Annotated in this window: 31 protein-coding genes and 1 pseudogene; 15 read left to right on the top strand and 17 right to left on the bottom strand. The window is 73.2% G+C overall.

What is annotated here, in order from left to right; all coding sequences use genetic code 11:
* The first annotated feature begins 35 nt into the window (after nucleotides 1-35).
* From FB454_RS28520 to FB454_RS35065, 8 genes are all read left to right on the top strand, one after another.
* Nucleotides 36-287: a hypothetical protein gene (locus FB454_RS28520; RefSeq protein WP_145823846.1), complete on the top strand. Its 252-nt coding sequence runs from the start codon at nucleotides 36-38 to the stop codon at nucleotides 285-287.
* Complete coding sequence (locus FB454_RS28515) at nucleotides 284-520, top strand: hypothetical protein (protein WP_145823845.1); 237 nt, start codon at nucleotides 284-286, stop codon at nucleotides 518-520. Before FB454_RS28520 ends, FB454_RS28515 begins: the two co-directional genes overlap by 4 nt.
* Nucleotides 517-2,580, top strand: a complete 2,064-nt coding sequence (locus tag FB454_RS28510) for a hypothetical protein (protein WP_145823844.1) — start codon at nucleotides 517-519, stop codon at nucleotides 2,578-2,580. Before FB454_RS28515 ends, FB454_RS28510 begins: the two co-directional genes overlap by 4 nt.
* A gap of 193 nt (nucleotides 2,581-2,773) precedes the next feature.
* Nucleotides 2,774-3,007: a hypothetical protein gene (locus tag FB454_RS28505; RefSeq protein WP_145823843.1), complete on the top strand. Its 234-nt coding sequence runs from the start codon at nucleotides 2,774-2,776 to the stop codon at nucleotides 3,005-3,007.
* Nucleotides 3,004-3,270 (top strand): WhiB family transcriptional regulator, encoded by a 267-nt coding sequence (locus FB454_RS28500; RefSeq protein ID WP_145823842.1) that lies wholly within the window; start codon nucleotides 3,004-3,006, stop codon nucleotides 3,268-3,270. Before FB454_RS28505 ends, FB454_RS28500 begins: the two co-directional genes overlap by 4 nt.
* A 13-nt stretch (nucleotides 3,271-3,283) precedes the next feature.
* Complete coding sequence (locus tag FB454_RS28495; protein ID WP_145823841.1) at nucleotides 3,284-3,517, top strand: hypothetical protein; 234 nt, start codon at nucleotides 3,284-3,286, stop codon at nucleotides 3,515-3,517.
* Nucleotides 3,514-3,780 carry a hypothetical protein gene (locus FB454_RS28490; RefSeq protein WP_145823840.1) on the top strand — a complete coding sequence of 89 codons (267 nt, stop codon included), beginning with the start codon at nucleotides 3,514-3,516 and terminating at the stop codon, nucleotides 3,778-3,780. The genes FB454_RS28495 and FB454_RS28490 overlap by 4 nt, the downstream gene beginning before the upstream one ends.
* A gap of 333 nt (nucleotides 3,781-4,113) precedes the next feature.
* Complete coding sequence (locus FB454_RS35065; protein ID WP_186461669.1) at nucleotides 4,114-5,277, top strand: phage major capsid protein; 1,164 nt, start codon at nucleotides 4,114-4,116, stop codon at nucleotides 5,275-5,277.
* Between the two features lie 418 nt (nucleotides 5,278-5,695).
* On the opposite strand, the gene FB454_RS28480 is transcribed toward FB454_RS35065, so the two are convergent.
* The 5 genes from FB454_RS28480 to FB454_RS28460 all read right to left on the bottom strand — a co-directional run bounded on the left by FB454_RS28480 (nucleotide 5,696) and on the right by FB454_RS28460 (nucleotide 8,072).
* Nucleotides 5,696-6,565: a DUF2637 domain-containing protein gene (locus tag FB454_RS28480; RefSeq protein WP_486485474.1), complete on the bottom strand. Its 870-nt coding sequence runs from the start codon at nucleotides 6,563-6,565 to the stop codon at nucleotides 5,696-5,698.
* On the bottom strand, nucleotides 6,535-6,942 hold the full coding sequence (locus tag FB454_RS28475; RefSeq protein WP_145823838.1) for a hypothetical protein: 408 nt from the start codon (nucleotides 6,940-6,942) through the stop codon (nucleotides 6,535-6,537). The genes FB454_RS28480 and FB454_RS28475 overlap by 31 nt, the downstream gene beginning before the upstream one ends.
* A gap of 41 nt (nucleotides 6,943-6,983) precedes the next feature.
* On the bottom strand, nucleotides 6,984-7,292 hold the full coding sequence (locus FB454_RS28470) for a hypothetical protein (protein ID WP_145823837.1): 309 nt from the start codon (nucleotides 7,290-7,292) through the stop codon (nucleotides 6,984-6,986).
* Nucleotides 7,289-7,810, bottom strand: a complete 522-nt coding sequence (locus FB454_RS28465; protein WP_145823836.1) for a hypothetical protein — start codon at nucleotides 7,808-7,810, stop codon at nucleotides 7,289-7,291. The genes FB454_RS28470 and FB454_RS28465 overlap by 4 nt, the downstream gene beginning before the upstream one ends.
* Before the next feature lie 73 nt (nucleotides 7,811-7,883).
* Entirely contained in the window at nucleotides 7,884-8,072 is a 189-nt protein-coding gene (locus FB454_RS28460) for a hypothetical protein (RefSeq protein WP_145823835.1), read from the bottom strand.
* Between the two features lie 53 nt (nucleotides 8,073-8,125).
* Between FB454_RS28460 and FB454_RS28455 the strand changes: the two are divergent.
* A pseudogene (locus FB454_RS28455) lies at nucleotides 8,126-8,917 on the top strand (DNA polymerase ligase N-terminal domain-containing protein); the annotation flags it as partial.
* An 8-nt stretch (nucleotides 8,918-8,925) separates the two neighbouring features.
* Nucleotides 8,926-10,107, top strand: a complete 1,182-nt coding sequence (locus FB454_RS28450; RefSeq protein ID WP_071096546.1) for a threonine synthase — start codon at nucleotides 8,926-8,928, stop codon at nucleotides 10,105-10,107.
* Nucleotides 10,108-10,155: 48 nt separating this feature from the next.
* On the opposite strand, the gene FB454_RS28445 is transcribed toward FB454_RS28450, so the two are convergent.
* Entirely contained in the window at nucleotides 10,156-10,548 is a 393-nt protein-coding gene (locus tag FB454_RS28445) for a cupin domain-containing protein (protein ID WP_013284343.1), read from the bottom strand.
* Nucleotides 10,549-10,797: 249 nt separating this feature from the next.
* Nucleotides 10,798-11,151 (bottom strand): hypothetical protein, encoded by a 354-nt coding sequence (locus FB454_RS28440; RefSeq protein ID WP_240322291.1) that lies wholly within the window; start codon nucleotides 11,149-11,151, stop codon nucleotides 10,798-10,800.
* Nucleotides 11,152-11,479: 328 nt separating this feature from the next.
* Between FB454_RS28440 and FB454_RS28435 the strand changes: the two genes are divergently transcribed.
* On the top strand, nucleotides 11,480-12,496 hold the full coding sequence (locus tag FB454_RS28435; RefSeq protein WP_186461668.1) for a beta family protein: 1,017 nt from the start codon (nucleotides 11,480-11,482) through the stop codon (nucleotides 12,494-12,496).
* A gap of 2 nt (nucleotides 12,497-12,498) precedes the next feature.
* Here FB454_RS28435 and FB454_RS28430 read toward each other — a convergent pair whose 3' ends face one another.
* Nucleotides 12,499-12,780: an iron-sulfur cluster biosynthesis family protein gene (locus tag FB454_RS28430; protein WP_013284340.1), complete on the bottom strand. Its 282-nt coding sequence runs from the start codon at nucleotides 12,778-12,780 to the stop codon at nucleotides 12,499-12,501.
* A gap of 316 nt (nucleotides 12,781-13,096) precedes the next feature.
* Here FB454_RS28430 and dacB point away from each other — a divergent pair, with 316 nt between their 5' ends.
* Nucleotides 13,097-14,680: a D-alanyl-D-alanine carboxypeptidase/D-alanyl-D-alanine endopeptidase gene (dacB, locus tag FB454_RS28425; protein WP_145755045.1), complete on the top strand. Its 1,584-nt coding sequence runs from the start codon at nucleotides 13,097-13,099 to the stop codon at nucleotides 14,678-14,680.
* Between the two features lie 22 nt (nucleotides 14,681-14,702).
* Here the strand turns inward: dacB and FB454_RS28420 are convergent, their stop codons facing one another.
* The 5 genes from FB454_RS28420 to FB454_RS28400 all read right to left on the bottom strand — a co-directional run bounded on the left by FB454_RS28420 (nucleotide 14,703) and on the right by FB454_RS28400 (nucleotide 19,132).
* Nucleotides 14,703-15,014: a hypothetical protein gene (locus tag FB454_RS28420; protein ID WP_013284338.1), complete on the bottom strand. Its 312-nt coding sequence runs from the start codon at nucleotides 15,012-15,014 to the stop codon at nucleotides 14,703-14,705.
* An 87-nt stretch (nucleotides 15,015-15,101) separates the two neighbouring features.
* On the bottom strand, nucleotides 15,102-16,007 hold the full coding sequence (locus FB454_RS28415; RefSeq protein WP_377627413.1) for a hypothetical protein: 906 nt from the start codon (nucleotides 16,005-16,007) through the stop codon (nucleotides 15,102-15,104).
* A gap of 125 nt (nucleotides 16,008-16,132) precedes the next feature.
* Complete coding sequence (locus FB454_RS28410; RefSeq protein ID WP_486481571.1) at nucleotides 16,133-17,281, bottom strand: hypothetical protein; 1,149 nt, start codon at nucleotides 17,279-17,281, stop codon at nucleotides 16,133-16,135.
* A gap of 750 nt (nucleotides 17,282-18,031) precedes the next feature.
* Complete coding sequence (locus tag FB454_RS28405) at nucleotides 18,032-18,484, bottom strand: pyridoxamine 5'-phosphate oxidase family protein (protein ID WP_013284335.1); 453 nt, start codon at nucleotides 18,482-18,484, stop codon at nucleotides 18,032-18,034.
* Nucleotides 18,485-18,538: 54 nt separating this feature from the next.
* Nucleotides 18,539-19,132 (bottom strand): pentapeptide repeat-containing protein, encoded by a 594-nt coding sequence (locus FB454_RS28400; protein WP_013284334.1) that lies wholly within the window; start codon nucleotides 19,130-19,132, stop codon nucleotides 18,539-18,541.
* A gap of 56 nt (nucleotides 19,133-19,188) precedes the next feature.
* Here FB454_RS28400 and FB454_RS28395 point away from each other — a divergent pair, with 56 nt between their 5' ends.
* Both FB454_RS28395 and FB454_RS28390 read left to right on the top strand, forming a co-directional pair.
* Nucleotides 19,189-20,421 (top strand): serine hydrolase domain-containing protein, encoded by a 1,233-nt coding sequence (locus tag FB454_RS28395; RefSeq protein ID WP_145755047.1) that lies wholly within the window; start codon nucleotides 19,189-19,191, stop codon nucleotides 20,419-20,421.
* A gap of 54 nt (nucleotides 20,422-20,475) precedes the next feature.
* Complete coding sequence (locus FB454_RS28390) at nucleotides 20,476-21,117, top strand: NAD(P)-dependent oxidoreductase (protein ID WP_013284332.1); 642 nt, start codon at nucleotides 20,476-20,478, stop codon at nucleotides 21,115-21,117.
* Nucleotides 21,118-21,148: 31 nt separating this feature from the next.
* Here FB454_RS28390 and FB454_RS28385 read toward each other — a convergent pair whose 3' ends face one another.
* Together FB454_RS28385 and FB454_RS28380 are read right to left on the bottom strand one after the other, a co-directional pair.
* The gene (locus FB454_RS28385) at nucleotides 21,149-21,613 is read right to left on the bottom strand and encodes a PPOX class F420-dependent oxidoreductase (protein WP_013284331.1); all 465 of its coding nucleotides are present in this window, start codon (nucleotides 21,611-21,613) and stop codon (nucleotides 21,149-21,151) included.
* A 32-nt stretch (nucleotides 21,614-21,645) separates the two neighbouring features.
* Complete coding sequence (locus FB454_RS28380) at nucleotides 21,646-22,287, bottom strand: DUF6642 family protein (protein ID WP_013474202.1); 642 nt, start codon at nucleotides 22,285-22,287, stop codon at nucleotides 21,646-21,648.
* A gap of 257 nt (nucleotides 22,288-22,544) precedes the next feature.
* Here FB454_RS28380 and FB454_RS28375 point away from each other — a divergent pair, with 257 nt between their 5' ends.
* Nucleotides 22,545-23,324 carry a D-Ala-D-Ala carboxypeptidase family metallohydrolase gene (locus FB454_RS28375; RefSeq protein ID WP_013284329.1) on the top strand — a complete coding sequence of 260 codons (780 nt, stop codon included), beginning with the start codon at nucleotides 22,545-22,547 and terminating at the stop codon, nucleotides 23,322-23,324.
* A 240-nt stretch (nucleotides 23,325-23,564) separates the two neighbouring features.
* On the opposite strand, the gene FB454_RS28370 is transcribed toward FB454_RS28375, so the two are convergent.
* Complete coding sequence (locus FB454_RS28370) at nucleotides 23,565-24,083, bottom strand: hypothetical protein (protein WP_145823834.1); 519 nt, start codon at nucleotides 24,081-24,083, stop codon at nucleotides 23,565-23,567.
* An 87-nt stretch (nucleotides 24,084-24,170) separates the two neighbouring features.
* Complete coding sequence (locus FB454_RS28365) at nucleotides 24,171-25,490, bottom strand: ATP-binding protein (protein ID WP_486485473.1); 1,320 nt, start codon at nucleotides 25,488-25,490, stop codon at nucleotides 24,171-24,173.
* Nucleotides 25,491-25,520 lie beyond the last annotated feature (30 nt).

The raw sequence follows: 25,520 nt of genomic DNA, 5'->3' as shown, positions 1-25,520 counted from the left end.
CTGCGTAGGACGTCGACGATGGAGCTCTGGTCCCAATGACCCGAGGCCGTCTTAACGACGCCTTCCTTTCAAAGCGTGCCACCTACGCCGCGCAGAAGCGCCACCACGGCACGGACCACCCCGCCACGCAAGCCGCATCCCGTGAACTCCGGGAAGCTACGCTTGCCCGGCACATCACCCGTCTGGTCGATCAGGCCCCGCCGTTGACCGACGAGCAGCGCGCCCGGCTGGCCGGTCTCCTGATGCCGGCCGCCGGCCAGGCCGAGCGGGCGGACGCGGCGGCATGAGGCACGAGGAAGGCCGCCCCACCGGGAACGGGGCGGCCCTCACGACGGCCGGCGAAGCAGTCACGACGATCGTACCGGCGGCCACCGACCAGCGTGGCTGCCGACGGTACGGCGGGTGCCGGCCCGGCCAGCGGTGCACCGAGCACCACGCCGACGTCGACCCGCCGCGCGTCGGGCAGCTGCTCGCCCACGCCCTGGACGCCGTCGGCGCCGGGAAGCGGGCAGCCCGGTGACCGAGACCGCCTACGAACGGATCACGGCGGCGCTGCGCGGCCACGGCTGCAAGGTCGTCGAGCGCAGCGGCCAGCAAGCCAGCGCCACGTGCCCCGCCCATGAGGACCGCAACCCGTCCCTGTCCGTCACCGGCGGCCCGGATCGGGTGCTGGTGAAGTGCCAGGCGGGCTGCGACACCGACGCCGTGCTGTCGGCCCTGGACATGTCCGCCGCGGACCTGTTCGACACCCCGAAGACCAGCAGCGGGCGGGACGACTGGACGCCGTGCGGGCATGGCATCGCCGCCGAGTACCGGTACGTCGACGAGCACGGCGAGCTGCTTTTCGCGGTGGTGCGCTGCCCGCGCAAGGACTTCGTGCAGTGGCGGCCGGACCCGACGGCGAAGAGCGGCCGCCGCTGGAAGCTCGGCGACACCCGGCGGGTGCTCTACCGGCTGCCCCGGGTGCTCGAGGCAGCCGCCGCCGGCGCGACCGTCTACGTGGTGGAGGGCGAGAAAGACGTTCACGCCATCGAGGCCGCCGGGGGGATCGCCACCACCGCCCCGATGGGCGCGAAGAAGTGGCGGCCGGAGTACGCCGACACGCTGAAGGGCGCCGCGGTGGTGGTCGTCGCTGACCGGGACGAGTCGGGTCGGGTGCACGCCGCGCAGGTGGCCGCCAGCCTGGCCGGGGTGGCCGCGTCGGTGACGGTGGTGGAGGCCGCTACGGGGAAGGACGCCGCCGACCACCTGGCCGCCGGGCACGGCCTGACCGACTTCAAGTCGCACGAGCCGCCCGCGAGCGAGCCGGCGGCCGTGCCCGCGCCAGCCGGACAGCGGCAGGACCTGGCGGCAGACGGCGGCTTCTGGTCGGCGCGGGCCAGCCTCGCCCGCATCCACCAGTACGCCCGCGCACGCCGCGCCGCTCCGTGGGCAACCCTCGGCGTCGTCCTGGCCCGCGTCGTCGCCGCGACACCGCCGTTCGTGGTGCTGCCCGCGCTGGTTGGCGGTCACGGGTCGCTGAACCTGTACGTCGCGATCATCGGCCCGTCCGGGGCGGGGAAGGGCGCCGCCGAGCGGACCGCCGCTGACGCCGTGACGGTCGGCGGGATCACCACGGCCAGCGTCGGCTCAGGGGAGGGCATCGCCCACCTGTACGCCCGCCGCACTCGGCAGGGCATCGAGCGGCACACAGACGCGGTGCTGCTGTCCGTGCCGGAGATCGACACGCTCAGCGCGCTCGGCAGCCGGCAGGGCTCCACCTTGCTGCCCGAACTGCGCCGCGCCTGGTCCGGTGAGGCGCTTGGCTTCTCGTACGCCGACCCGGACAAGCGGCTGCCCATCGGCGGGCACTCCTACCGGCTGACGCTGGTCGTCGGTGTGCAGCCAGCGCGGGCCGGCGGGCTGCTCGACGACGCGGATGGCGGCACCCCGCAGCGGATGCTGTGGCTGCCGGCCACCGACCCCGCCGCGCCCGACGTCGCCCCGGACGAGCCGGCCGGGCTGCTCTGGGAGCGCCCACCATGGCCACACGCCGAGTTCGGGACCAGCCGCGTCGTGCTGTCCGTGTGCCAGATGGCGCGAGCAGCGGTCGACGCCGCCCGGCTCGCCCGGCTACGCGGCCAGCCTGGCGACCTGGACGGCCACGCGCTGCTCGCCCAACTGAAGACGGCCGCCGCGCTGGCGCTGCTCGACGGGCGCCCGGAGGTGACCGAAGAGGACTGGCAGCTTGCCGGGATCGTCGCGGTCGTGTCGCAGCGCACCCGGGACCAGGTGACGGCGACGCTTCAGCACACCGAGCGGGAGCGCAACCGCCGCCGCGGTGAGGCCGAGGGCGACCGAGCGGTGATCGCGGCCGAGCGGATCGCAGAGGCCGACGTCAAGCGGTGCTGCGCGAACATCCTGCGGAAGCTCGACGACGGCGAGTGGTGGCCCGGGTCGAAGCTGCGCCGCGCCATCGCCGCGCGCATCCGGCCGCACGTCGATGAGGCCGTCCAGCTGCTGCTCGACACCGGCCAGGTTGAGGCGGAATCCATCGACGGCGGTGGGGTGCGTTACCGCCGGACCGGGACCGGCCGGTGAACGCCGGCCAGGGGTGTACGGGGTGTACGTGTACACCCCACCCCCCGGAAAACAGTGCACGACCGATGTCTATATCCGCAGGTAAACAACAAACGGTTCATCCGCGCGTTAGGCCCGGCCGTCGCCGGGGGGTGTACGCGTACACCCCGTACACCCCTCCGGCACGTCACCACCGATCAGACAGGCAGACCCGATGAGCAACCGCAAGAGGCTCCGCCCCACCAAGCCCCGCCGCGCCACCACTGCCGGCAACCTCATCCGCTCCCTCAACGGCGCCCGCATCCCCGGCGGCTGCCACACCTGCGACGCCTACCAGGTCATCCACGCCGACGCCTTCGGCCCGGACCTGCACCGCGTCGCCGTCCATCACGACGACTGGTGCCCCACCTACGGCCACATCATCGACACCCGCCGAGCGGGCGCATGACCCGACAGCGCGCCTTGTGGGCGGCCCGGCCCGCGTTCGTCGACCACGACGACCGGCCGCCCGCCTGCGCCAGCCACGACCCCGAGAAGTGGTTCCCGACCAGAGAGGCCGGCCCCACCACCCGCGAAGCGATCGCCATCTGCGGCACCTGCCCCCACGAGCGGGCCTGCCGGGACTGGGCCTACGCCCAACCCATCAGCACGCTGTACGGGATCTGGGGCGGCACCACCCACGCCGACCGAAAACACGACCGCAAGCAATGAGGGAACCTCAGTAATGATCGACCAGGCCGCACACCGCAGCTACCTCGCCCTGCTCCTGGCCGTCCTCGACGGCCAATGCGACCAGCGCGCCCACGACCTGCTCTGCACCACCGACCCGCACCACGCCGCCGACGTCGCCCACCACGCAGCCCACCGCCTGGTCGACAGCATGGACCAGGCCGACCACCCCGAGATGCGCGCCGACATCGCCGCAGAGCTACTCCACCTCGCCGGCGACCCCCCATGAGCAGAGCAGGCACCACCGCCAACGGCTACGGCTGGCAGCACCAGAAACTCCGCGCACGCTGGAAACCCATCGTCGCCACCGGCACCGTGCCCTGCGCACGCTGCGGACAGCTCATCCCCCCGGGCGAGCCGTGGGACCTCGGGCACGACGACCACGACCGACGCCGCTACTCCGGCCCCGAACACCGACGCTGCAACCGAGCCACCGCCGGACGCAGCAAACAACCGACCGACCCGAAGAACGTCCCGATCACCAAGTGGTGAGGGCTACCGTCAGTGCCCTGACCTGCATATATAGATGGCCGTTTATTCCTGAGTTGATCATGCTCCTCAGCCCGCAATCTTGGTTTTTTGTGTCCCCGATCCGCGCTCTTCACCCCTCGACGGCTCTCGCCCGGGCTCGGTTCGGCTGATGGCGTCTCGCATCGCCTCGAACGGGTGCAACTCGGACTTCGGGGAGAGGGACGCGCTTGATTGCGGGCTGAGGCGCACAGGGTGCGGCCGGAAGAAACGAAGGTTTCGACCCCCTTGAACCTTCGATTCGTAGGCGCACCGGGTAGGCTGTCCGACAGTTGTCCGACGTGGGCGGGAGTGGTGATGTCGGGGTCAGGTTCGGAGCGGGTGTCGGTGCGGCTGGACGAGCGCCAGGCGGCGGCGCTGCGCACGTACGCGGAGCAGCAGGGGACGACGCTGTCCGATCTGCTGCGTGATGGGGCGCGGCAGATGGTCGACCCGACCCGGACGGTGGCGGCGAGCGTGGACGAGGAGCTGCCGTACCGGTTCGACCGCGGCGGGAACCTGACGGCGGGTGCGCGGTACGACTTCTCCACCGACCTGATCGCCGGGTCGAAGGGCGACGGGGAGGCTTTGCGGCGGGCAACGGAGTTCATGCGGGCGGCGTTCGACACGGACCGGGCCGACGTGGCCGCGCTGAACCCCGCCCGGCACAGGCCGGACATGTACGTGGACCGGCTGCCGTTCCAGTCGCTGATCTGGAACACGATCCGCGAGGGCACGCTGGAGGACGCAACCCCGTTCGTGATCCCCAAGTTCAACAGCTCGTCCGGCCTGGTCGCCGATCACACGGAAGGCGTCGAGCCAGACCCGGGCGGGTACACGGCGACGGCGCAGACGGTCACGCCGACGCCTGTGTCCGGGCGGGTGGAGATCACCCGTGAGGCGTGGGACCAGGGCGGTAGTCCGGGCTTGTCGGGGCTGATCTGGCGGCAGATGGTCCAGGCGTGGTTTGAGGGTCTGGAGGCGGAGGCGGTGTCGCTGCTGGACGGCCTCAGCCCGGCGCAGATCACCCTGCCGGTGGCGGCGCAGGACGACACGCTGGTGGACGCCCTGGTCGACGCGCTGGTGCCGCTGTTGTTCGTGCGGGGCGGGTTCTCGATGAGAATGATGGTCACGCAGATCGACCTGTATCGGGCGCTGGTGACCGCGGCCGATTCGACGGGCCGGCGTCTGCTGCCGGTGGTGGGTGCGACGAACGCGGTCGGTCAGGCGCAGCCGCTGTATACGTCGCTGGACCTCAACGGTGTGACGGTGGCGCCGTCGTGGGCGTTGGCCGGGTCGGGGTCGGTGCCGGCGTCGTCGTACCTGTTCAACCCGGAGAACGTGCATGGGTGGGCGACGAACCCGCAGCGGCTTCAGTTCGAGTATCGGGTCGCGTACGTCGACCTGGCGATCTGGGGCTACAAGGCGGTGGCGTGCACGGACCTGGCCGGGGTGCGTGAGGTCGTGTACGACCCGGCGTAAGGGCTTTATGGCGGCGTCAACGTCACCCGGCGTGGCTGCCCCGAGACATCGGGGGTGCAACCCAGCCATGGCCGGGATCGAAGGCGGACCCAGCCTCCACTTTGCGGTCAGCGCCTGTTGCCCGGCCTCGTGTCGGGCGGTGGGGGTTGGCTGAGGCCATTGGGTGGTCCGCCTGCGCCGAGCGTGCGGGCGGCCGGGGTGCGAACCCCGGCCGCCCGCGCTGCGTGTGGTGACGAGGAAGTGGGGCGGCAACGTGGTTGGTGTACGGCGTACGCCGGTTCTCTGCCCGAGCTGGCCGCGGTGAGCGGTCAGCCGAAGCCGTCACCGGCGCCGCGGCCGCCGGCCCGGCCGGTCCGACCCGGTGGCCCGCCGCGCCCGTACGGCCCGGCCGGGCCGCGACCGAAGTAGACGCCCGGCCCTACGTTCGGCCGTCGCGTACGGCGGCGATGCGGCCGCCGAGCTCCACCAGGCAGATCGACGCCACCACTACCAGCCCATCCACCGACAGCGGCAGCAGGTACTGCGCGCCGCCCGTCTCCCCGTACCTCGACGCGACCGCGGCCATGTGGAAGTACGACACCCACGCGGCGATCCCGGCGATCAGGGCGGTAGCCGCCCACCTGACGGCGGCCAGGAGCCGGCGGTGCACGGGCACCCGGGAGATCAGTTCGACGGTGAGCAGCAGCGCCAGCGGCGACCACGCCGAGATCACCTGCGACACCAAATCGTCGCGGGCGTGCAGCACGTTCCCGGCGATCGACGCGGCCACGCCGAGCACGAGGACCAGGCGGACGGCCCACCGGACCCGAAGCAGGTGCGGCCGGTCTGCTGGCGTGCCCGGGTGTCCGGTGCTGCTGGCCTGCGGCGGCGCGTCCGGTGCGGGCGGGGTCGGGCTCACCGGGCCTGCTGGGTCCGGCACCGGGTGCGGGGTGGGTGCGACGAACACCGGCCGCAGGTCCGGGCGGGCCGGTGCGGCATGCCCGGGTACGGGCGGCGTCGGTTCGTCGACGGCCGGCAGGGTCGGCGGCACGTCGGCGGCCGGGAGCGTGGTGGACGCCAGTACTGCGGCGGCGTCCCGGTCGGCGGTGGCGCGCAGCAGCGCCAGCAGTTCCCCGGCCTTCGGTGCGCCGATCCGGAACCGGCGCATCAGCTCGTTGCGCGACGGCAGCACGCCGCGCTCGTCGGCGAGCCGGCGCGCGGCGGGCAGCAGCTCGTCGACGGGCTGCGGGTAGCGGGTGCCGTTGACGGCCGGCGCGGTCACCGGTCGCCCGCCCGGCCGCGTAGCCACGCCTCGATCTCGGCGGCCAGGTCGCCGCCGTCGACGTCCGGCGTGGTGACCCCAGCGGCATCGGCCACGTCCAGGAGATCGTCACCGGCCGCCGGGGCGTCGCCGAGGAACGCGTCCAGCATGGACATGTCGCCCTGCTCGGCGGCGTCGGCCGCGTCGACCAGCTGGCGCAGCTGCTCCTCCCGCTCCCGGTGCTCGCGCGCCTCATCAGCGCGGCCAGCCTCGTATCCCAGCTCGTACCCGCTGGTGCGCTCGATCAGCGTCCGCGCGTCCTGTTGCGCCTGATCCCAGCCGCGCAGGTACTCGCCGGCCAGGTCGTCGCCGGTGAACCGTTCACGCCGGGGCCGCGACGACAGGGACCGCCCCGCCGGCCGCACGTTCCGGTATCCCGGCCGCCACCACCGTGGCGTCCGGCGGCTCACCGGGCCACCCGCTGAGGTCGCCGCCGCGCCCCGCCGAGGGCGACCGGTCCAGCGTCCGGCGCCGCCGTGTCCCGGGCGACCCGGTGCGGGCGCTGCGGGCCGGCCGCGAACTCCACCGCCGGCAGATGCGACCCGGTACCGGCCACGATCACGTCGGCGCGCCCGTCAGCGACCATCGCCAGCGCGGTGCCCGCGTCGGCGATCGCCGCCAGCTCGTAGCCCTGCTCGCTGACGTGGGTGGCGCACTCGCCGAGCCAGCGGGCACGGTCGGCGTCGACCATCACCACCACCGCCCGCCGGGTCACCGCCGGCCGCCCTTCGCCCGCTCGGCGAGGGTGCGGATCCGGTACGTCAACGCGACGGCCTGGTTCAGGGCGACCAGCTGCACCGCGGTGTCCGCCGGGTCGACCCCGACGAACGTCAACGCCACCAGCACCGTCGGGGAGTCGACCAGCTGGACCAGGTGCACGGTGAGGCCGGAGACGTCGTCCGGGCCGGGCCTGACGCCCATCGGTACGGACCGGTGCTCCCCGCGGTCGGCACACGCCTTGCGGTCGCACCAGGCCGGGTGGTCTGCCAGGTTGCCGGTCGGGTAGACGTACACCGTCCCGCAGGTGCGGGTGATGTCGGGGGCGAGCGGCACCCGCCGGGCGATCAGGTCGGCCGTCCAGATGGACGTGACGGCCTCGATGCCGTGCCGGTCGCAGGCGTAGACGTTCGCGTCGAGCGAGCCGGGCAGGACGCCGTTGGCGGGGCTGTACACCTCGAGACGGACGGTCGCGGGTTGGCCGCAGGTGGGCAGGGTGAACGGTAGGGTGCTCATGGGTCGGGGCTCCATCCCGATCAAGGGGCCGGAGCACAGGTGTTGGCGCACCTGCCGGCCCCGCCTTGTTTGGTCAGCGTCGGCGGTGTCGATGCGCTGTGATGAGTGCTTGCGGGATCCACACGGCGGCCAGGGCGAGGATGACAGCGCCGCGGGGATCCCACCGGACGTCGAGGGCGGCGGACAGGCCGAGCACGACCGCCGAGCCGGAGACGACGGCCAGGGTCAGGGCCAGGAACAACCACGCCCACGCTCGGGACATGTCCACCACCTCTTCGTCCGGATCGTGGTGGCAACTAAGTCAGTAGACCGACTACCGAGGACCACCCGATGGAGTACCTGACGTTCCACGGGGAGATCCCCGCCGGGGAGTACGGCGGCGGGCGGATGATCGTGCACGACACCGGCACCTACCGCGCGGAGAAGTGGCGCGACGACGAGGTGATCGTGGTGCTGGACGGCGAGCGCACGAAGGGCCGGTACGTGCTGTTCGCCACCGGCGGCCGGGGCCGGGACTGGATGATCAGGCGTACCGACCCGGCGCCGGAGGGCTGGACGCCGATGCCCGAGCTGGTCCGCCCGATGCTGCCCGCCGAGGGCGGGCGGCTGCCGCGCGACGCCGCCGCCTGGGGGTACGAGCTGCGCTGGGCGGGCGTGCGCGCGATGGCGTACGTCTCGGGCGGCCGGCTGCGGCTGCTCGACGGCGACGACACGGAGGTCACCGGGGAGTACCCGTGGACGCGGGCGATGGCCGAGGCGCTGGCCCCGGCCGAGGCGGTGATCGACGGCGTGCTGGTAAGGATCGACCCGGCCGGCCGGGTCCGTCCGCCGACCCGGCGCGACGGGCAGTTCCTCGCCGTCGACCTGCTCTGGCTGGAGGGCGTGTCCAGCCTCGACGTGCCGTACGCGCAACGCCGTGACCTGCTCGACGGTCTGGCGCTCACCGGTCCGCACTGGCAGACTCCGCCGTGGTTCCCGGGAGTCGGCGCGGACGCCCTACGGGCCGCCCGTGAGCAGGGGCTCCCGGGAGTGGTGGCGAAACGCCTCGACTCCCCGTACGAGCCGGGCCGGCGCAGCCGGCACTGGCTGAGCATCGACGCGAGCTGAGGACCACCGTGCACCTGACGCACCTGGAGTGCCCGCGCTGCGGCAGTGAACACCCGGCCGACGTGTTGCAGAACCTGTGCGGCTGCGGCTCGCCGCTGCTGGCCCGCTACGACCTCGCCGCGGTGGCCGCCACGGTCGCCCCGGAGCAGTTCGGGCTGCGCCCGGCCGACCTGTGGCGCTACCGGGAGCTGCTGCCGGTCGCCGATCCCCGCTTCGTCACCACGCTGGGTGAGGGCTGGACGCCGATGTGGCGCGCGCCGGCGTACGGCCACGAGATCGGCATCGCGGACCTGATCGTCAAGGACGAGGGGCTGACCCCGACCGGGTCGTTCAAGGCGCGCGGCGCGTCGGTGGGCGTGAGCCGGGCCCGGGAGCTGGGCGTGCAGCGGATCGCCATGCCCACGAACGGCAACGCCGGCGCGGCCTGGGCCACCTACGCGGCGCGGGCCGGGATGGGCGCGACGATCGCCATGCCGCTGGCCGCGCCGACGATCTGCCGCGAGGAGTGCCTCGCCGCCGGCGCCGACCTGCGGCTGATCGACGGCCTGATCAACGACGCGGGCCGGGACATCGCCGAGCTGATCGCCGGGTCGGACGGGGGGATCTTCGACGCCGGCACGCTGCGCGAGCCGTACCGCCTCGAAGGCAAGAAGACAATGGGGTACGAGATCGTCGAGCAGCTCGGCTGGCAGGTGCCTGACGTGATCGTCTATCCGACCGGCGGTGGCGTCGGGCTGATCGGCATCCACAAGGCGCTGCACGAGCTGCGCGAACTGGGCTGGGTGGAGGACCGGCTGCCCCGGCTGGTCGCGGTGCAGTCCACCGGGTGCGCGCCGATCGTGCGGGCGTTCGCGGCCGGGGAGGAGCGCGTCACCCCGTGGGAGGACGCGCACACCGTCGCGTTCGGCATCACCGTGCCCGCGCCGCTCGGCGACGAGCTGATCCTGTCCGCGCTGCGGGACAGCGCCGGCACCGCGATCGCGGTGGACGACGCGGAGATCCTCACCGACCTGCGTGACTTCGCCGCCCGGGAAGGGCTGCTGCTCTGCCCGGAGGGCGCGGCCTGCCTGACCGCCGCCCGGCACCTGCGCGCGGGCGGGTGGATCCGGCCCGGGGAGCGCGTGGTGGTGCTGAACACCGGCGCGGGCCTGAAATACCCCGGCCTGGTGCAAGGAGGGGCCCCTTCTTAACGTCTCCGGTAGAGCAGGGGCCCCCGCTTAACACGTGCGCACCGGGCGTCAGGACGTCGGCGGCTCGTCCTCGCCCGCCTCCTCGGCGGCGTCCGCCTCCTCCTTCGTCTTGTGCACCGCGCCGTCGGCGTGCTCCGGCGGACCGTAGACGGTGTAGAGGACCAGCGGGTTCGGCCCGGTGTTGACGAAGTTGTGCTTCGTGCCGGCCGGCACGACCACCAGGTCGCCGGAGACGACCTCCTTCTTCTCCCCGGCCACCCGCGCCTCGCCGGTGCCGCTGACGAACGTGAGGATCTGGTCGATGCCCTCGTGGACCTCCTCGCCGATCTCGCCGCCCGGCGGAATGGTCATGATGACCAGCTGGGTGTGCTCCCCGGTCCAGAGCACGCGGCGGAAGTCGGGACTCTTCTCGGCGACTGTCGCGATCGTGAAATGCTCCATGGTCCGCTCATACCCCGATCCCGCGCCCGCCACGCCGGGAGTCGCAGATGGTGGAATTCCCCACGCCGATCCGGTTTGGATCCCCTGAGAGGGGGCATGTGCTGCCGACAAGACCGGTGCGGGCTGGGCCGGTCGAGCCAGGTCCCCGCCGGCGTACCGCCGTACGGCTGCGGTGGTGGGAGACGGCCGGAGCGCGGCGACGTTACGACCGGAGGTCGTGCGGCGCCGTGCGCTCGTCTGTGCGTCCGGTCAGGCCAGCACGGCCAGGTGGAACGGGCGGTCCGCGTGCCCGCTCGTGCCGTGCGTCTCGACGAACACCGCGTTGGCGATGCCCGAGCGCGGCGCCACGGTGATGACACCCTGCGGGACCAGCCCGTTGGCGGTCGCGGGGCCGACCGTCCCGACGTACGCCGCTCCGGCCACGTCCTGGTCGAACGAGACCTGGTACATCCCGGCGGCGAGCCGGGTGGCCGAGGTGGCGCCGAGGCCGCGGACGAGCCTTCCGTTGGCGTCGACCACGGCGAACAGCATGCGTGCGGTGGCCGGCAACCCGACCGGCGAACACGAGTTGATCTCGGTGTCGGCGCGCGCGGCCTCCCGCATGCTCGGGATCGGCTGGCCGGTGGTTTCCCTCCTAGCTCTACGGCTGGGCATGGTGATCCTCTCTCCCGCCGGTACGCCGGCAGGAGGCGTTCGTACGCGTCCGGGCGATCGTCGGCGGTCCCCCTCGGTGATTCCGACGCTATGTCGGCGAACCGCCCGGCAACCAGCCGGAGGACTGTCCGATCACTGACAGTGGACAGCTCTGAGCTGCGGAAACGTCGGCCTTGCGGTCGATTCGCGACCGGCTCCGCCCCCCTGCGACGCCCGCTCCGGCACCGGAGCCGATCGGAAACCATGACGCAGCGCAATCGTCTGGCTACATTGAAGTATGGTGCCGCCGCTCCGAGGTCGATCTCCGGTCTACCGCCCGGTGCTGGCCGCACGGCGCGGGGAACTGGAGGCGCTGGCCCGGCTCGACGACGCCTCCGCCGCGCTCCTCGCACCGATCCTCGACGTCCCGGCGGACGCGACGTCCATCGTGGACTCCCTGACCCGGCTGCCCGCCGGGCTGCTGCCCGCCGTCGACGTGTCGGCGCTGCCGGACGCCACGGAACACGACCCGGTCCGCTGGGGCGTACCGCTGGTGCCGGTCATCGGTCTCGCGGACAGTGACCGGCGGCTGGCCGCGCACGGCGCGGCGGCCCGGGTCTGGGCACACCACGCGGTCGTCCGGTTGCGCGTCGGTCCGGACCGGGCCGGGCCGGACGCCGCAACCGCGGCCGCGGAACGGGTGTGGCGGGTGACCGGCCTGCTGCCCGAGCAGTGCGACCTGCTGCTCGACGCCGGGGACGTGTGCTGCCAGGCCGACGTCCGGCTGGCCGAGCCGAGGGTCCGGCGGGCGGCGCAGTGGGCCCGGCGGCACGCCTGGCGCTCGGTGACGGCGGCAGCCGGCGGGATGCCGCCGGCCCTGTCCCGGCTGCCGATGGACGAACCGGTCCGCCTGGAACGGTACGACTGGTCGCTCTGGCGGCGTCTGGCCGATCTGCGCCTCGGGTACGGCGACTACGGCGTCGGCTGCGCGGTACGCGACGCGGACGAGCCGGGCGACCGGACACCGACGCTGCGCTGGGCAGCCGACGACGCGTGGTGGGTCTACCGCTGGTCGCGGCGGGGTGGGCGGGGCGACGAGCGCTTCGCCGACCTGTGCCGCACGCTCACTGCCGCGCCGCACTGGTCCTCGGCCGGGGCCGGCTTCTCGTGGGGCGACCACGAGATCGTCCGGCGGGCCCGGCGGGGCGCCGGCGCGGGCTCACCCGCCAACTGGATCGCGTGGAGCACCTCGCACCACCTGGCGCACGTGCTGGCCGCGCTGGTCCGGCCGGAACCGGACCAGCGCGCCGGCTGAGTTCACTCCTTCTCGGTGAACCCGAACTGGACCACGCCCTCCTCGTCGACCATCGCGTCCACCGACGTGTCGTTGAGCAGCTCGGCCGCGTCCGAGTCGAGGAAGATGCGCGCACCCTCGGTGTCCACCACCTGGTCGCCCTGCACCGGCTGCGGCACCAGCTCGATCGAGAGCGAACCGGCGTCGGTGTCGGCGGCGATGCGCAGCCCGCCGGCGTCGGCGACGTCCTGCTGGGCGGCGAGGTCACGGATCACCAGGACGGCGTTGTCGGTCATGGTCAGCATGGCTGAACTCCTCATGGCTGGATGTCGGGTTTCGCGGGCGACACGGCCCACGCGGTCGGCTCGCGACCCGGAAGCGGGCGAGACACGATCTCGCCGCGCTGGAAGCAGGGCGGTTCCACCGCCCTCACCCCCACCGTGCCCGCTGCCAGGTCATCCGTCAAACGGAACCCGGCGATCGGCCGCTCCCCGGTGAACAGGGGTTTTCCCCGAGCCGTACCGGGAACACCGGGGGTTTGCGGTGACCGCATCGGCGGCCGCAAATAACCTTTCGCGCCGAAGCCTTTCCCGCAGGAAATCTCCGTGGCAGCATCTTCCCATGCATCGTCGCCTATTCCCCCGGGCGCTCGCGGTGCTGGCGCTGGTCGCCACCGCGGCTGCCGCCGGCACCACCACCGCCACCGCCGAAGCGCCCACCCCCGCGCAGACCCGGCTGAACGCCACCATCGACGCCGTCCTCGCCGACAGCCGGCTCAACGGGGCACAGGCGGGCGTGGTCGTCGTGGACACCGCCACCGGCCGCACGCTCTACGACCGCAACGGCACCCGGCGGCTCATCCCCGCCTCCAACACGAAGCTGCTCACCTCGGCGGCGGCGATGGAACTCCTCGGTCCGGGCCACCGCTTCACCACCGAGGTGAGCGCCGACGGGCCGCGGCGCGCCGGGATGCTCTCCGGCGACCTCTACCTGCGTGGCGGCGGCGACCCCACCATCCTCGCCGCCGACTACGACCGGCTCGCCGAGCAGGTCGCCGCGGCCGGCGTACGCGTGGTGGCGGGCGATCTGATCGCCGACGACACCCGGTACGACAAGGGCCGCCTCGGTCCGGACTGGACCTGGGACGACGAGCCCTACTACTACGCCGCCCAGGTGTCGGCGCTGACAGTGGCCCCGGACACCGACTACGACGCCGGCACCGTGATCGTCCACGCCGCCCCGGGCACCCGGGCCGGCGCCCTGCCGAAGATCACCATGACGCCTGACAACGGCTGGCTGCGGATCGACAACCGGGCCGAGACGGTCGCCGACGGCGAGACCACCATCTCCTTCGAGCGCGAGCACGGCGGCAACACGGTGGTGGTGACCGGCCAGATCGCCGTCGGCCAGGCCGCCGAGAGCGACTGGGTCACCGTGTGGGAACCGACCGGGTACGCCGCCGACGTGTTCCGCTCCGCGCTGCGGCGGCACGGCGTACGGGTGCTCGGCCGGACCGTGCTCGGCACCGCCACCCCCGACACCGCCAAGCCGCTCGCCCGGCACGACTCGATGCCGCTGGCCGACCTGATGGTGCCGTTCCTCAAGCTCTCCAACAACGGTCACGCCGAGGTGCTGACCAAGGAACTGGGCCGGCAACTCTCCGGATCCGGCACCTGGGCCGCCGGGCTGTCAGCGATCAGCGGGTACGTGGGCGACGCCGGAGTGGACACCGGCACGCTGCGCCAACGCGACGGTTCCGGGCTGTCCCGGCGCAACCTCGTCCCGCCGGCCCAGTTCGTCACGCTGCTCTCGGCGGTCCGCGCCGAACCGTGGTTCGACACCTGGTACGCCGCGCTGCCGGTGGCCGGCAACCCGGACCGGTTCGTGGGCGGAACGCTGCGCAGCCGGATGGGCGGCACGGCAGCAGCGAACAACGTGCACGCCAAGACCGGCAGCCTGACCGGCGCGTCAGCGCTCTCCGGCTACGTCACCGACGCCGACGGGCGGCTGCTCGCCTTCTCGATCGTGCTGAACAACTACCTCACCTCGTCGGTGAAGGGGCTGGAGGACCAGATCGCCATCGCGCTGGCCTCGTACACCGAGAAGGAGACGGCGACCGCCCGGCGGACGGTGCCGGCCGCGCCCGAGTCGCCGCGCGTGCCGGAGGGCCGGGAGTGCTCCTGGGTGAAGCCCGCGCTCTGCTGACCGGCCCGTGCCGCCCCGGTGCTCAGGCGCCGGGGCGGTACGGACGCGGGTCGGCCGCGGGATCGCCGCGCTCGACCAGCGCGTCGATCTCGGCCGACGGCAGCCCGCGCAGCGTGAGCACCCGGCGGCCCCACACGTGCAGGCGGCACGGGTGCGGGCTGGCGTCGTTGCGGCAGATGGTCCCGCCCGACCAGGCCCGCGGCGCGTGCACCACCACCGCCCGCACCGCGAACTGGACGTCCTCGACCGTCACGTACGGCGGCATCGGGATCTCGCGCAGCACGTCACAGTCGGTGCGCGGGCGGGCGGGGGCGACGGGGGCAGGGCCGGTCATCGGTCGGGCCTCCACAGAGGATGGTCGGACGGGACAACCGAAACGTACGACGCCCGGCCCGGTACGCGACGGACAAACTGTCCCCGCTCAGCGCAGCGCCACCGCCTGGAGACTGACGTTGCCGCAGTCGCCCAGCGACTCCTCCACCGTCCAGTTCATCAGCAGCTTCGCGCCGCGCGGGGCGCGGAACCTGATCGTGAACTCGGCGGTGAGCGCGGTGTGCGGATCCTCCATCCGCAGCGTGGTCACCGGGCCGCCGCTGGAGACGCGCACGTCGAGGCGGCCGCGGGCCATCCAGAGCCCGGCGTACAGACGCACCGTGCGCTGCTGCCCGTCGGCCGCAACCGCGAGGTTGAACCCGCTGCCCCGGTTGCAGGTGTAGACGCCGGACATGGTGCCACTCGCCGACGCGACCGGGTTGCCGTCACGCCAGGCGTACGCCTCGGGGTTGTTGCTGAAGCTCTCCCGCCGCCCCCGGCCGCCCTCGTCGCGGATCTCGCCGGAGCCGCCCCGCTTGCGGACCGTCCGGTCGGCACCGGTGAGCCCCCAGTGGACCCAGTCGGTGGGGCCGGCGGCGGTGAGGTCGACAGTGGCGGGCACCTCGGCGCGGGTGACGGTGACGGTCGGCGGCAACGCCGGCGTCGGTGACGGGGACGGCGTGGACGGCGACGGGCTCGGCGACGGCGGCCGCTGCCGGGGACGCAGCCCCGGGTTGACCACCGAGTCGCCGGCCTCGTTCGGCAGCCCGACCCGGCCGGGCGGCGCCACCGGCACCCCGGCGTGCTCCTCGCGTGGCGTGTCGTGCCGTTCGACGCCGAGGTAGACGGCCAGCGCCGCCAGGCAGAGGACCGCAGCCAGCCCTTCCAGCATCAGCCGCCGCCGGCGGCGCAGCCGGCGCAGCGCGGACCGGGTACGCGGAAGGCCGTGCCGGTGCGAGCCGGGGCCGGTACGCGGACGGTCCTCCTGGCCCACCACACCCTCCACTTCGGTCACGACACCGCCGGAAACGACAGGTGCGCGACGGGCTTCACGGTGTCACCGCACGGCTCTTTGCGCCATATGTCGAGTGACGGGCGTTTCCAGTTCGTTACCTGACGACCGCCCGCCGGACCGGCCGCTCAGCTTACCGTGATCGCCTGCAACGCCACCCCGTCGTTCTGCCCCCCGGTCACGGTCAGGGCGTGCCACCTGATCAGCAACCGCTCCCCGGGGGCCGCCCGGAAGCGGATGACGTACTGGTAGAAGCGGTCGCCCGCGGCGAGGGCGACCTCGCGGACGGCGGGATCGCCACCGCTGGACAGCGACAGGTCGAGCCGCGCACCGGCCGAGAACGTGCCGACGAACAACCGGACCGTACGCACATCCCCGCTCCCGGCCACGCCGAGCGTGAAGCTCTTCCCGGCGCCGCGCTGGAAGACACCCGCCCGGGTGCCCTCCTGACGCGCCGTCGGCGTGCCGTCGGTCCACTGGAGATCACAAGCGCCCGCGTTGTGCTCCAGCCGCTCGCCACCCGGATCCTGGATCTCGCCCGTACCGCCCACCTTGCGATGGAAGCTGTCCGCGCCGGTCCCGCCCCAGTGCCGCCAGTCCCGCGTACCGAGGTCGGTGAGCGACAACGACCCCGGCAGCGGCGCCAGGTCCACGTCGAGCAGCGGCCCGCCGGGTGCGACCGGGTCGCCGGTGGCCGGCGCCTGGTCGCTGGGCGCTTGTCGGCTCGGCGCCTGGCCGCTGGGTGCTTGGCCGCTTGGTGCTTGGTCGTTCGGTGCCTGGTTGCCGGGTGCCGCCACGGGCGCGGTCTCCCGGGCCAGCGGGGGTGGCGTGGACGACCGGGCCGCGTACGCCAGCGCCGCCACCAGGCCGGTCACGGCCACGGCCGCCAGTACGGCGCGCCGGCGTCGACGCCGCGCCCGGGCCGCGGCGACGCGGGTGGCCGGGGCGTCGGGCGGGGGGCGCATCGGACCGGCGATCGGGGCGAGGGTCCGGCTCAGCCGGGTCCTCGCCGCTCGGGCGGCGGCGCGCAGCCGGGCGCCCATCCCGCCGGTCACGTCGGACAGGCCGCCGGTCAGGCCGGCGAGGCGCGCCGGGATGCTCTCCCGGGCGGAGTGCCGGCCGGGTCTCGCCTCCGCCTCCTGAGGCAGACCGGAGCCGGCCGGCTCGTCGGCGGCGCCCGGCCGGACCGGTGACGGGCCGGACAGGTGCAACCCGATCGGGGCCGGCCCGACCAGCGGAACCCGGCCGCCGGGCGGACTCGGACGCGGCTCGGGCACCGACGCCGACGTCCCGGAGACGAGCGGGCCTGGCCCGAGCGTCCGGGAGGCTGGCGGGCCGGAGCTGGGCGGAGTCGACGTAGGAGGGCCGGGCGCGGGAGGGCCTGCGGGGAGCGTGCCGGGCACGGGCATGTCGGCTGGAAGCGGGCCTACGGCGGGAAGATCGGGAGTCGGCGGGCCGCCGGTACGCGGAGGCGGCCAGACAGCGGTACCCGGCGGTTCCAGGTCCCCCACGGAGACCCGATCGTCCGCGTCGGCCGCTGGGTGCTCGCCGTCCGGCGGGTTCACCGTCCGGGGCGTGGCGGGATCCGTGTCCCCAGGGAGGCGGCGTGGACCGGCGGGGCGCTCCGGCGCGTCGACCCCGTCGTCCGGTGTGGGCAGCCAGCCCCCGACCCGGATACCGGTACGCGCGATGTCGTCCTCAGCCACCGACCCTCCCTCGGCCACCGGCGGCGAGCGGCCCGGCCCCGTGGCTCGCCGTAGGGAGGATGACACAGAACGCGATCTTGCAGAAGGCATCAGCCCTCGCAATTCCCACGCCTGCCCGGCGCCGGCCATCCCAGCAGGACAGATCTTGGAGGATTTCCGCCCCCGCAGGGGCCATTCCGTACCAAGATCTCCCGTACCCAGCCACGGCGGACCTCGCCCACCCGAGACCGTCGGGTCGATCATGAAGTTGGCGGCGGCAAAACGGGCATCTAAGGCCGCTAACTTCATGATCGACGCGTGTCAGCGGGTGGGGGCGGCGGGTCAGTGGCGGGTGCGGCGTTCGAGGCCTCGGGTGGGGTGCCAGCTCTCGATCACGAGGTGGTCGGGTGGGTCGCCCACCCGGGTGAGCACCACCTCGGTCAGCTCGATCCGGAAACTGTGCGAGCCGTCCTCGGCGGGCGGCTCCTCGTGCGCCCGGCCGGCGATCTTCGCGTCTCCGTCCCAGGTGGACGGGTCGTCCGGCGGGGCGTCCTCGGTCGGGCTGTGCAGCGCCACCCGGGGATCGCGTCGCAGGTCGAGCGCCTTGACCGCGCCGGCCATGCTGCCCAGCCGCAACTGCCCGTCGTCACCGAAGTCGAACTCGGTGCCGCTGATCCGCGGCGAGCCGTCCCGCCGCAGTGTCGCCATCGTGCCGTGCTTGCGGACCGCGAAGCGGGCGCGTACCCGCGCCGCGAACTCGGGCTCGGCCGCCACCAGGTCGGACCACCATGTCATGCGCCCGAGTGTGTCCGGAAAACCTGACAACCCGCGGCACATTTCCCAGCGGACTCAGCCCACCTGGAAACCGAGCGCCTGGGCCAGCATCACCGCCTGCTCGGCGTCGATCCGCGCGCCGGAACGCTGCACCGCCGTCGGGTCGAGCGCGGACAGGTCGCTGCCGCGCAGGTCGGCCCGGATCAGCTTGGCGGCGTGCAACTGGGCGCCGGAGAGGTCCACGCCGGTCAGCGTCGCGCCGGTCAGGTCGGCGCCGGTCAGGTCGACCTCCCGCATCCGTACGTCGGTGATCCGCGCCCCGCGCAGGTCGGCGCCGGCGAGCGTGACGAAGGACCAGTCGCCCCGGTCGACCCGCAGCGGGCGCAGATCGCAGCGGTCGAACGTGCTGCCGACCAGCTTGCAGCCGGTGAACTCGGCCTCGAAGAGGTTGCACTTGCTGAACGAGCACCTGGTGAACGCCGAGTCGGTGTGCCGGGAGGCGTTGAACGCCACGTTGCCGAACACGCAGTCGGTGAAGACCGCGCCCCGGCTGACCGCCTCGGTCAGGTCGACGTGGAAGAACTCGCATCGCACGAAGTGCCGGTCGGCCAGCTCCTCGGCGTACCAGTCCTGCTGGCGGTAGGTGACGTCCTCGACCGGCTCGGGCATGCCACCGACCCTAATGACACTTCCGGGGCCGAGGTACCTGCGGGTAGGTTCGCGTCGTGAGTGTCACGGTGAGCACCGATCCCGGCCACGTCGGCTTCGATTCCGCCCGGCTGGGGCGGATCGACGAGCACTTCGCCCGGTACGTCGACGACGGCCGGCTCGCCGGCTGGCAGATCGTCGTCAGCCGCCGGGGCGAGGTCGCCCACTCCTCGACGTACGGGCTGCGGGACCGGGAGGCCGGTACGCCGGTCGAGGCGGACACGCTGTGGCGCATCTACTCGATGACCAAGCCGATCACCTCGGTCGCGGCGATGATGCTCTGGGAGGAGGGCCGGTTCGAGCTGAACGACCCGGTCAGCCGCTGGCTGCCGGAGTTCGCCGACGTACGCGTCTACGACCGGGGTTCGGTGCTCAAGCCGTACACCGTGCCGGCGGTCGAGCCGATCCGGATCTGGCACCTGCTCACCCACACCGCCGGCCTGACGTACGGCTTCGCCCAGGTCTCGGTGGTCGACGGCCTGTACCGGGCGGCCGGCTTCGACCTGGGCGTGCCGGCGGGCGCGGACCTGGCGGCGGCCTCGGCCGGGCTGGCCCGGCTGCCGCTGCTGTTCCAGCCGGGCACGAGCTGGAACTACGGCGTCTCCACCGACGTGCTGGGCCGCCTGGTCGAGGTGATCTCCGGGCAGTCGCTGGACGCGTTCTTCGCCGAGCGCATCCTGGGCCCGCTGGGCATGACGGACACCCGCTGGTGGGTGGACGCGGCGGACTCCAAGCGCCTGGCCGCCCTCTACGCCCCGCACCCGGCCACCGGCCAGGCCGTACGCGCCGACGGGGTGGGCCGGGCCGCGCTGGCGGAGCCGACCTGGCACTCCGGCGGCGGCGGGCTGGTCTCCACGGCGGCCGACTACCACCGGTTCACCCAGTTCCTGCTGCGCGGCGGCGAGCTGGACGGGGTCCGCCTGCTCGGCCCGCGCACGGTGCGCTTCATGACCCGCAACCATCTGCCGGGCAACCGGGACCTGGCCTCGTTCTCGCCGGAGGGCTTCGCCGAGACGATCCTCGACGGGATCGGCTTCGGGCTGGGCTTCGCGGTGGTGCTGGACCCGGTGCCGTCGCGGGTGCCGAGCAGCGTCGGCGAGTTCTACTGGGGCGGCCTGGCCAGCACCGCGTTCTGGGTGGACCCGGTGGAGGAGGTCACCGCGCTGCTGTTCACCCAGCTGATGCCGTCGAGCACGTACCCGCTGCGCAGCCAGTTGCGCCAGCTCGTCTACTCGGCGATCGTCGACTGAGCCGGTTCGGCGGAACTCCCGCCGCCCGCCGGTGGGCTGCCTAGCCTGTGAGGCATGAGCGACATCGTCGTGTTCGGCGCCGGCGGGACGGCGGGCTCGCGGATCGCGGCCGAGGCGGTCGAGCGGGGGCATCGGGTGACAGCGGCGGTGCGGCGTCCGGAGGCGGTCGGCTACCTACCCCCCGGCGTACGCACGGTGACCGGCGACGCCACCTCGGCGCGGAGCGTACGCGAATTGGCCGAGGATGCGGACGTGCTGGTGGTGGCCATCGGCGGCGGCGAGCGCGAGTTGTGGCGCGACGCCGCGCGGACGCTGGTCGACACGCTGCGTGAGTTGCCCGACCCACCTCGGGTGATCCACGTCGGCGGCGGCTCGACGCTGCTCACGCCGAAGGGCACCCGTTACCTGGACGAGCCGGACTTCCCGGAGGAGTACCGGGACTCGGCGCACGGCCAGGCCGACGCGCTGGAGTTCTACCGCACCAGCGCGGACGGGGTGACCTGGACGTACGTCTCGCCGCCGCCGCTGGAGTTCCACCCGGGTGAGCGGACCGGGCACTACCGCACCGGCACCGACCAGCCGGTGACCGACGCGCAGGGCCGGTCGGTGCTCACCTACGAGGACCTGGCGGTGGCGATCGTCGACGAGATCGAGAATCCCCGGTTCGGCAACGCCCGCTTCACCGTCGCGTACTGATCCGGCGCGTACTGATCCGGCGCGTACTGCTTCAGTCGGCCAGCCGGGCGGGGAAGCCGCCGGTGGCGATCGGACCCCAGGACTCGATCGTGACGCGGATCAGCGACTTGCCCTGGGCGACCATCGCCGACCGGTACTCGTCCCAGTCCGGGTGCTCGCCGGAGATGCTGCGGAAGTAGTCGACGAGCGGCTCCAGCGCCTCGGGCAGGTCGAGCACCTCGGCCACGCCGTCGACCTGCACCCACGGGCCGTTCCAGTCGTCCGAGAGCACGCACGCGGAGACGCGCGGGTCGCGGCGGATGTTGGCGACCTTGGCGCGTTCGGGATAGGTGGAGATGACCAGGCGGCCCTCGGCGTCCACGCCGCACGCCACCGGGGAGGACTGCGGGCGCCCGTCGGAGCGGGTGGTCATGAGCACGACGTGGTGGCGGGGGCGGAGGAACTCGATCAGGGCGTCCCGGTCGACCCGGGTGTTCTTCGCGATGCTGCGTGCCATGCCCTCGGTTCTACCAGGCCGGCCGGTCGATCTCAGCGCGGACGCCCGGCGGCCCGCTGCGCCGGGACCTGCTCCGGCACCCGCGGGCGGGCCGAGGGCCGCCAGGCACGGCCGTTGGCGTAGATCACCCGGAAACCGAGGTACGCGGCGAGCGGCGCCCAGTGTGCCGAGCGCATCCGCACCTCGGCGGCGTTGTGGCGCTGACCGTTGGCGAGCACGTCGAGCAGCACCGTCTCGAAGGCGGCCGACTCGACCCAGTCGACCTCGCGGGTGAAGCCGCAGATCAGCGCCGCGCCGGTGACGTCGAGGAACCCGCGCAGCGTGGCGTCGGAGGCGCGCAGCACCGAGCAGCTGCCGAAGTAGAGGCGGCGGCCCTCGCAGCGGCCGGCCATCCGCTCGGCCACGTCCGACAGCTCGACCGAGTCCCAGTCGGTGAGGCAGAGCCGGCTCGGCTCGCCGTGCATGGCGAAGAAGCCCACCCGGTGATCCGCGTACTGCTTGAGCAGCCACCTGTCGACGAAGTAGAACAGCTCGTCGCGGGTGGCCGCGTCCTTGTGGATGTAGCGGATGCGGCCGAGCCGTTCGAGCAGGTCGAGCGTGGGCAGGACGGATCCTCGTTCGTTGAGGTCGCGGTGCCACTGCCCCTCGACGCAGAACACGCCGCCACGCGCCAACGCCCACCTCCCCGCCCGTCGAGGTCGCCGCCCGGGTCCGGGAGCAGACGTTACCGCCCACCTCCGACGGGCGACACCCGGCGGCGCGTTCGCAAACAGGCACTATTCACAGCCGATATCCAGCAACCGCCCGATGTGAGAACAATTTCGGCTAATCACCACGAAGAATCCTCTCACCTGTCACGGTGAGAGAGACGGGACGTACCGGTCGATGTGCCCGTCCAACCCCAGTTCCGCTCTGACATCGGGAGGACTCTGTGCGCGTCAACACCCTGAAGCGGGCGGCGGTCGCGTTCGCGCTGGCCCTGCCCGGGGCCGCCGTGGCGACCGTCGTGGCCGCGCCACCGGCCCACGCCGACGGCTGCTACACCTGGAACCGCATGCTGTCCCAGGGACAGTCCGGCTCCGACGTACGGCAGCTCCAGATCCGGGTGGCCGGCTGGGCCGCGTACGGCGGCATCGTCCGGGTCGACGGCGTGTACGGCCCGGAGACAGCCGCCGCTGTCAAGCGCTTCCAGGCCGCGTACGGGCTGCGGGCCGACGGCGTGGCCGGACCGAAGACGTTCGCCAAGATCTACGACCTGCAGAAGGACAGCGACTGCACGCCGAAGCACTTCAGCTACGCCGAGCTGGACAACGGCTGCGGCAAGGGCGGGTGGGCCGGTGGCCCGCTCTCGTCGTCGGCCACCCGGGAGAACGCGCTGCGCACCATGTGGAAGCTGGAGGCGTTGCGGCGCAGCCTCGGCGACAAGCCGCTCTACGTGACCAGCGGGTTCCGCAGCATCGCCTGCAACCGGCAGGTCGGCGGCGCCGCGGACAGCCAGCACCTCTACGGCAACGCGGCCGACCTGATCGCCAAGCACCGCAGCCTCTGCGACATCGCCCGTTCCGCCCGCGACCAGGGCTTCAGCGGCATCTACGGCCCCGGCTACCCGGACCACGACGACCACACGCACGTGGACTCGCGGCGGGAGAACAACCGGGACAAGGTGGCGAACACCAGGGACTGGTCCGCCCCGGACTGCGGGGTCGAGTAACGCGGTGACGGCGGCCCGGCACGGGGGTGGGGGCTCCCCGGCCGGGCCGCCGTCGGCATGCTCCGGCACGACCGACGCCGCTCCGCGACGGGGCGTGGACGCGACCGGAACCGGGCGCCGGGCGTCGGCTCACCCCGGGCCGGAGGGGCCGGGTGAGCGGGCCCGGGGATCGGGCGAGGCGTGGCGTCACCTCACCCGGACCGGGCGACGGGTCGGATCGCCCGGGGCCTGGCGACGGAGTCAGCTCGCCCGGGGCCAGCGGGGCCGGGCGGCGGGAGCCGGCCGTCCGGCGACGGGCCGCAGACCGGGCCGGACCGGCGGCGCGGCGACCCGCGGGACCGGACCGCGCGCCGCCTGAGCTGCGGCGGCCGGGCGAACGGCCTGACCCGGCACCGCCCGCGCCGGCTGTCCCGGCACCGGACGTCCGGCCTGCCCGGCGGCCGGACGGGCGCCGGACGGGCCGGTCAGCACGAACGGGAAGGGCACGTGCACGAACGGGTTGCCGTGCCGGATCAGCGCGTCGATCTGGCGGTCGTTGAGACCGTGTGTCTCCAACACGCGCCGGCCCCAGCGATGCAACCGGCAGGGGAACGACGAGCCGTCGTTGCGGCACTTCGGCCCCGCGGGCCACTCCTCGGCGGCGTGCACCACCACCGCCCGGACCGCGAGGCGGACGTCCTCGGGGGTCAACGGTGCCGGTACCGGCACCTCGCCCAGGATCTGGTCGATGGGATCCGTCGACTGCTCACCAACTCGCACGGCAGGCCTCCCGCAGCTCGGCAGCGGTGCGGCGGAACGGCCGCACCACATCCTCGACCACTGGTACGGCCGGGAAACGGCAGCAGTTCAATCCCGCCACGCGGCGAGCAGTTCGGCCGGCCCGATCGCCGTGACACCGTCAACCGCGCGGCCACTGCGCACCACCGCGACGACCGGCGTCTGGTCGTCGGCGCCCGGTAGCTGGGCGCGGTGGTGAAGCAGCCGGGCCAGGTCGTGACCGTCGAACGCGCCGTTCTCCAGCCACTTGACCGAGCCCACGAACGTGATCCGCTTGGCCACCGGGCTACGGTCACCGCCGACCACGTCGATCTCGGGATCGTTGATACGCGTCCAGTACCCGCCCACCACCGCCGTCTCGAACGGCAGGTGCCCCGGCGGCAGCCGGCGCAGCGACTCCCGGATCACCGGCTCGACCGCACGTCCCCGCCATGAGGTCCAGGACGAGTGGATGCGGGCGAGGGTCAGATCCCCTCTGCCGCGCTCGATCTCGGCGAGGTAGGGATCGAGGAAGGCGAGCCAGAAGCGGAGATACGGATCGGCGACCACGTACCGGGTCTCGCGCGAAGGACGGGTGGACAGCGGGAGGGTGGCCTCCACGATCCGTTTGTCAGCCAGCAGTCGGAGCGCGCGGTGTAGCGAAGCCTGCGGGATTCCACCGGCGGCCCGCGCGATGGAGGAGGCGGTGCGCTCCCCGGAGCCGATGGCGCGCAGCACCACGCCCGGCTGGGACTGCGGCGGAAACTCGGCGGCGAGGGCCCGTTCCCCGCTGACGATCAGTGCGGACGTGGGATCCGGGACAGCCTTGGCGAGGTAGTCGCGCACGGTCTCGCCGGGGGCCCAGTCGTCGAGGACGAGCGGCAGGCCGCCGGTGACGAGGTACGCATCGACGGCATCCGCCGACGGCAGCTGGAGCATCTCGCCCACGTCGCCGGGGCTCAGCGGCGGCACGACCATTTCGGTCGCGCGTTGGTGGAACGGCCGACCGTGGTCGTTGAGCGCCTCCATCATCGCCAGGTCCGAGCCGACGCAGATCAGCAGGACCGGCCTACGGGACAACTCCCGGTCGAAGACCTTCTGGAGGGTGCCCTCGAAACCTGGATCGGTGGCGATGAGGTAGGGCATCTCGTCGAGCACGACGACGCTGGTCTGGTCCGCGGGCAGCGCGGCGGCGAGGAGGGTGAGTGCCGCGTCCCAGGTGGCCGGTGCCTGCCCGGCGAACAGACCCGCTCCGGGAAGTGTCGAGCCGGCCGCCGCCGCAACGAAGAGCCGCAGGTCGGCGGCGGGTGTGGGTTGCGCCGAGGCGGTGAAGAAGAGGTGAGGTACGCCCGTACGCTCGACGAACTCCTCCACGAGGCGGGACTTGCCCACCCGGCGACGTCCTCGCATGAGCACTGCTCGTCCGGGCCGTCCTGCGCG

The sequence above is a fragment of the Micromonospora sp. CNZ297 genome, assembly GCF_007827625.1.
Note: the sequence above shows the minus strand (reverse complement) of the source record. Positions and strands in the feature narration are given on the sequence as shown.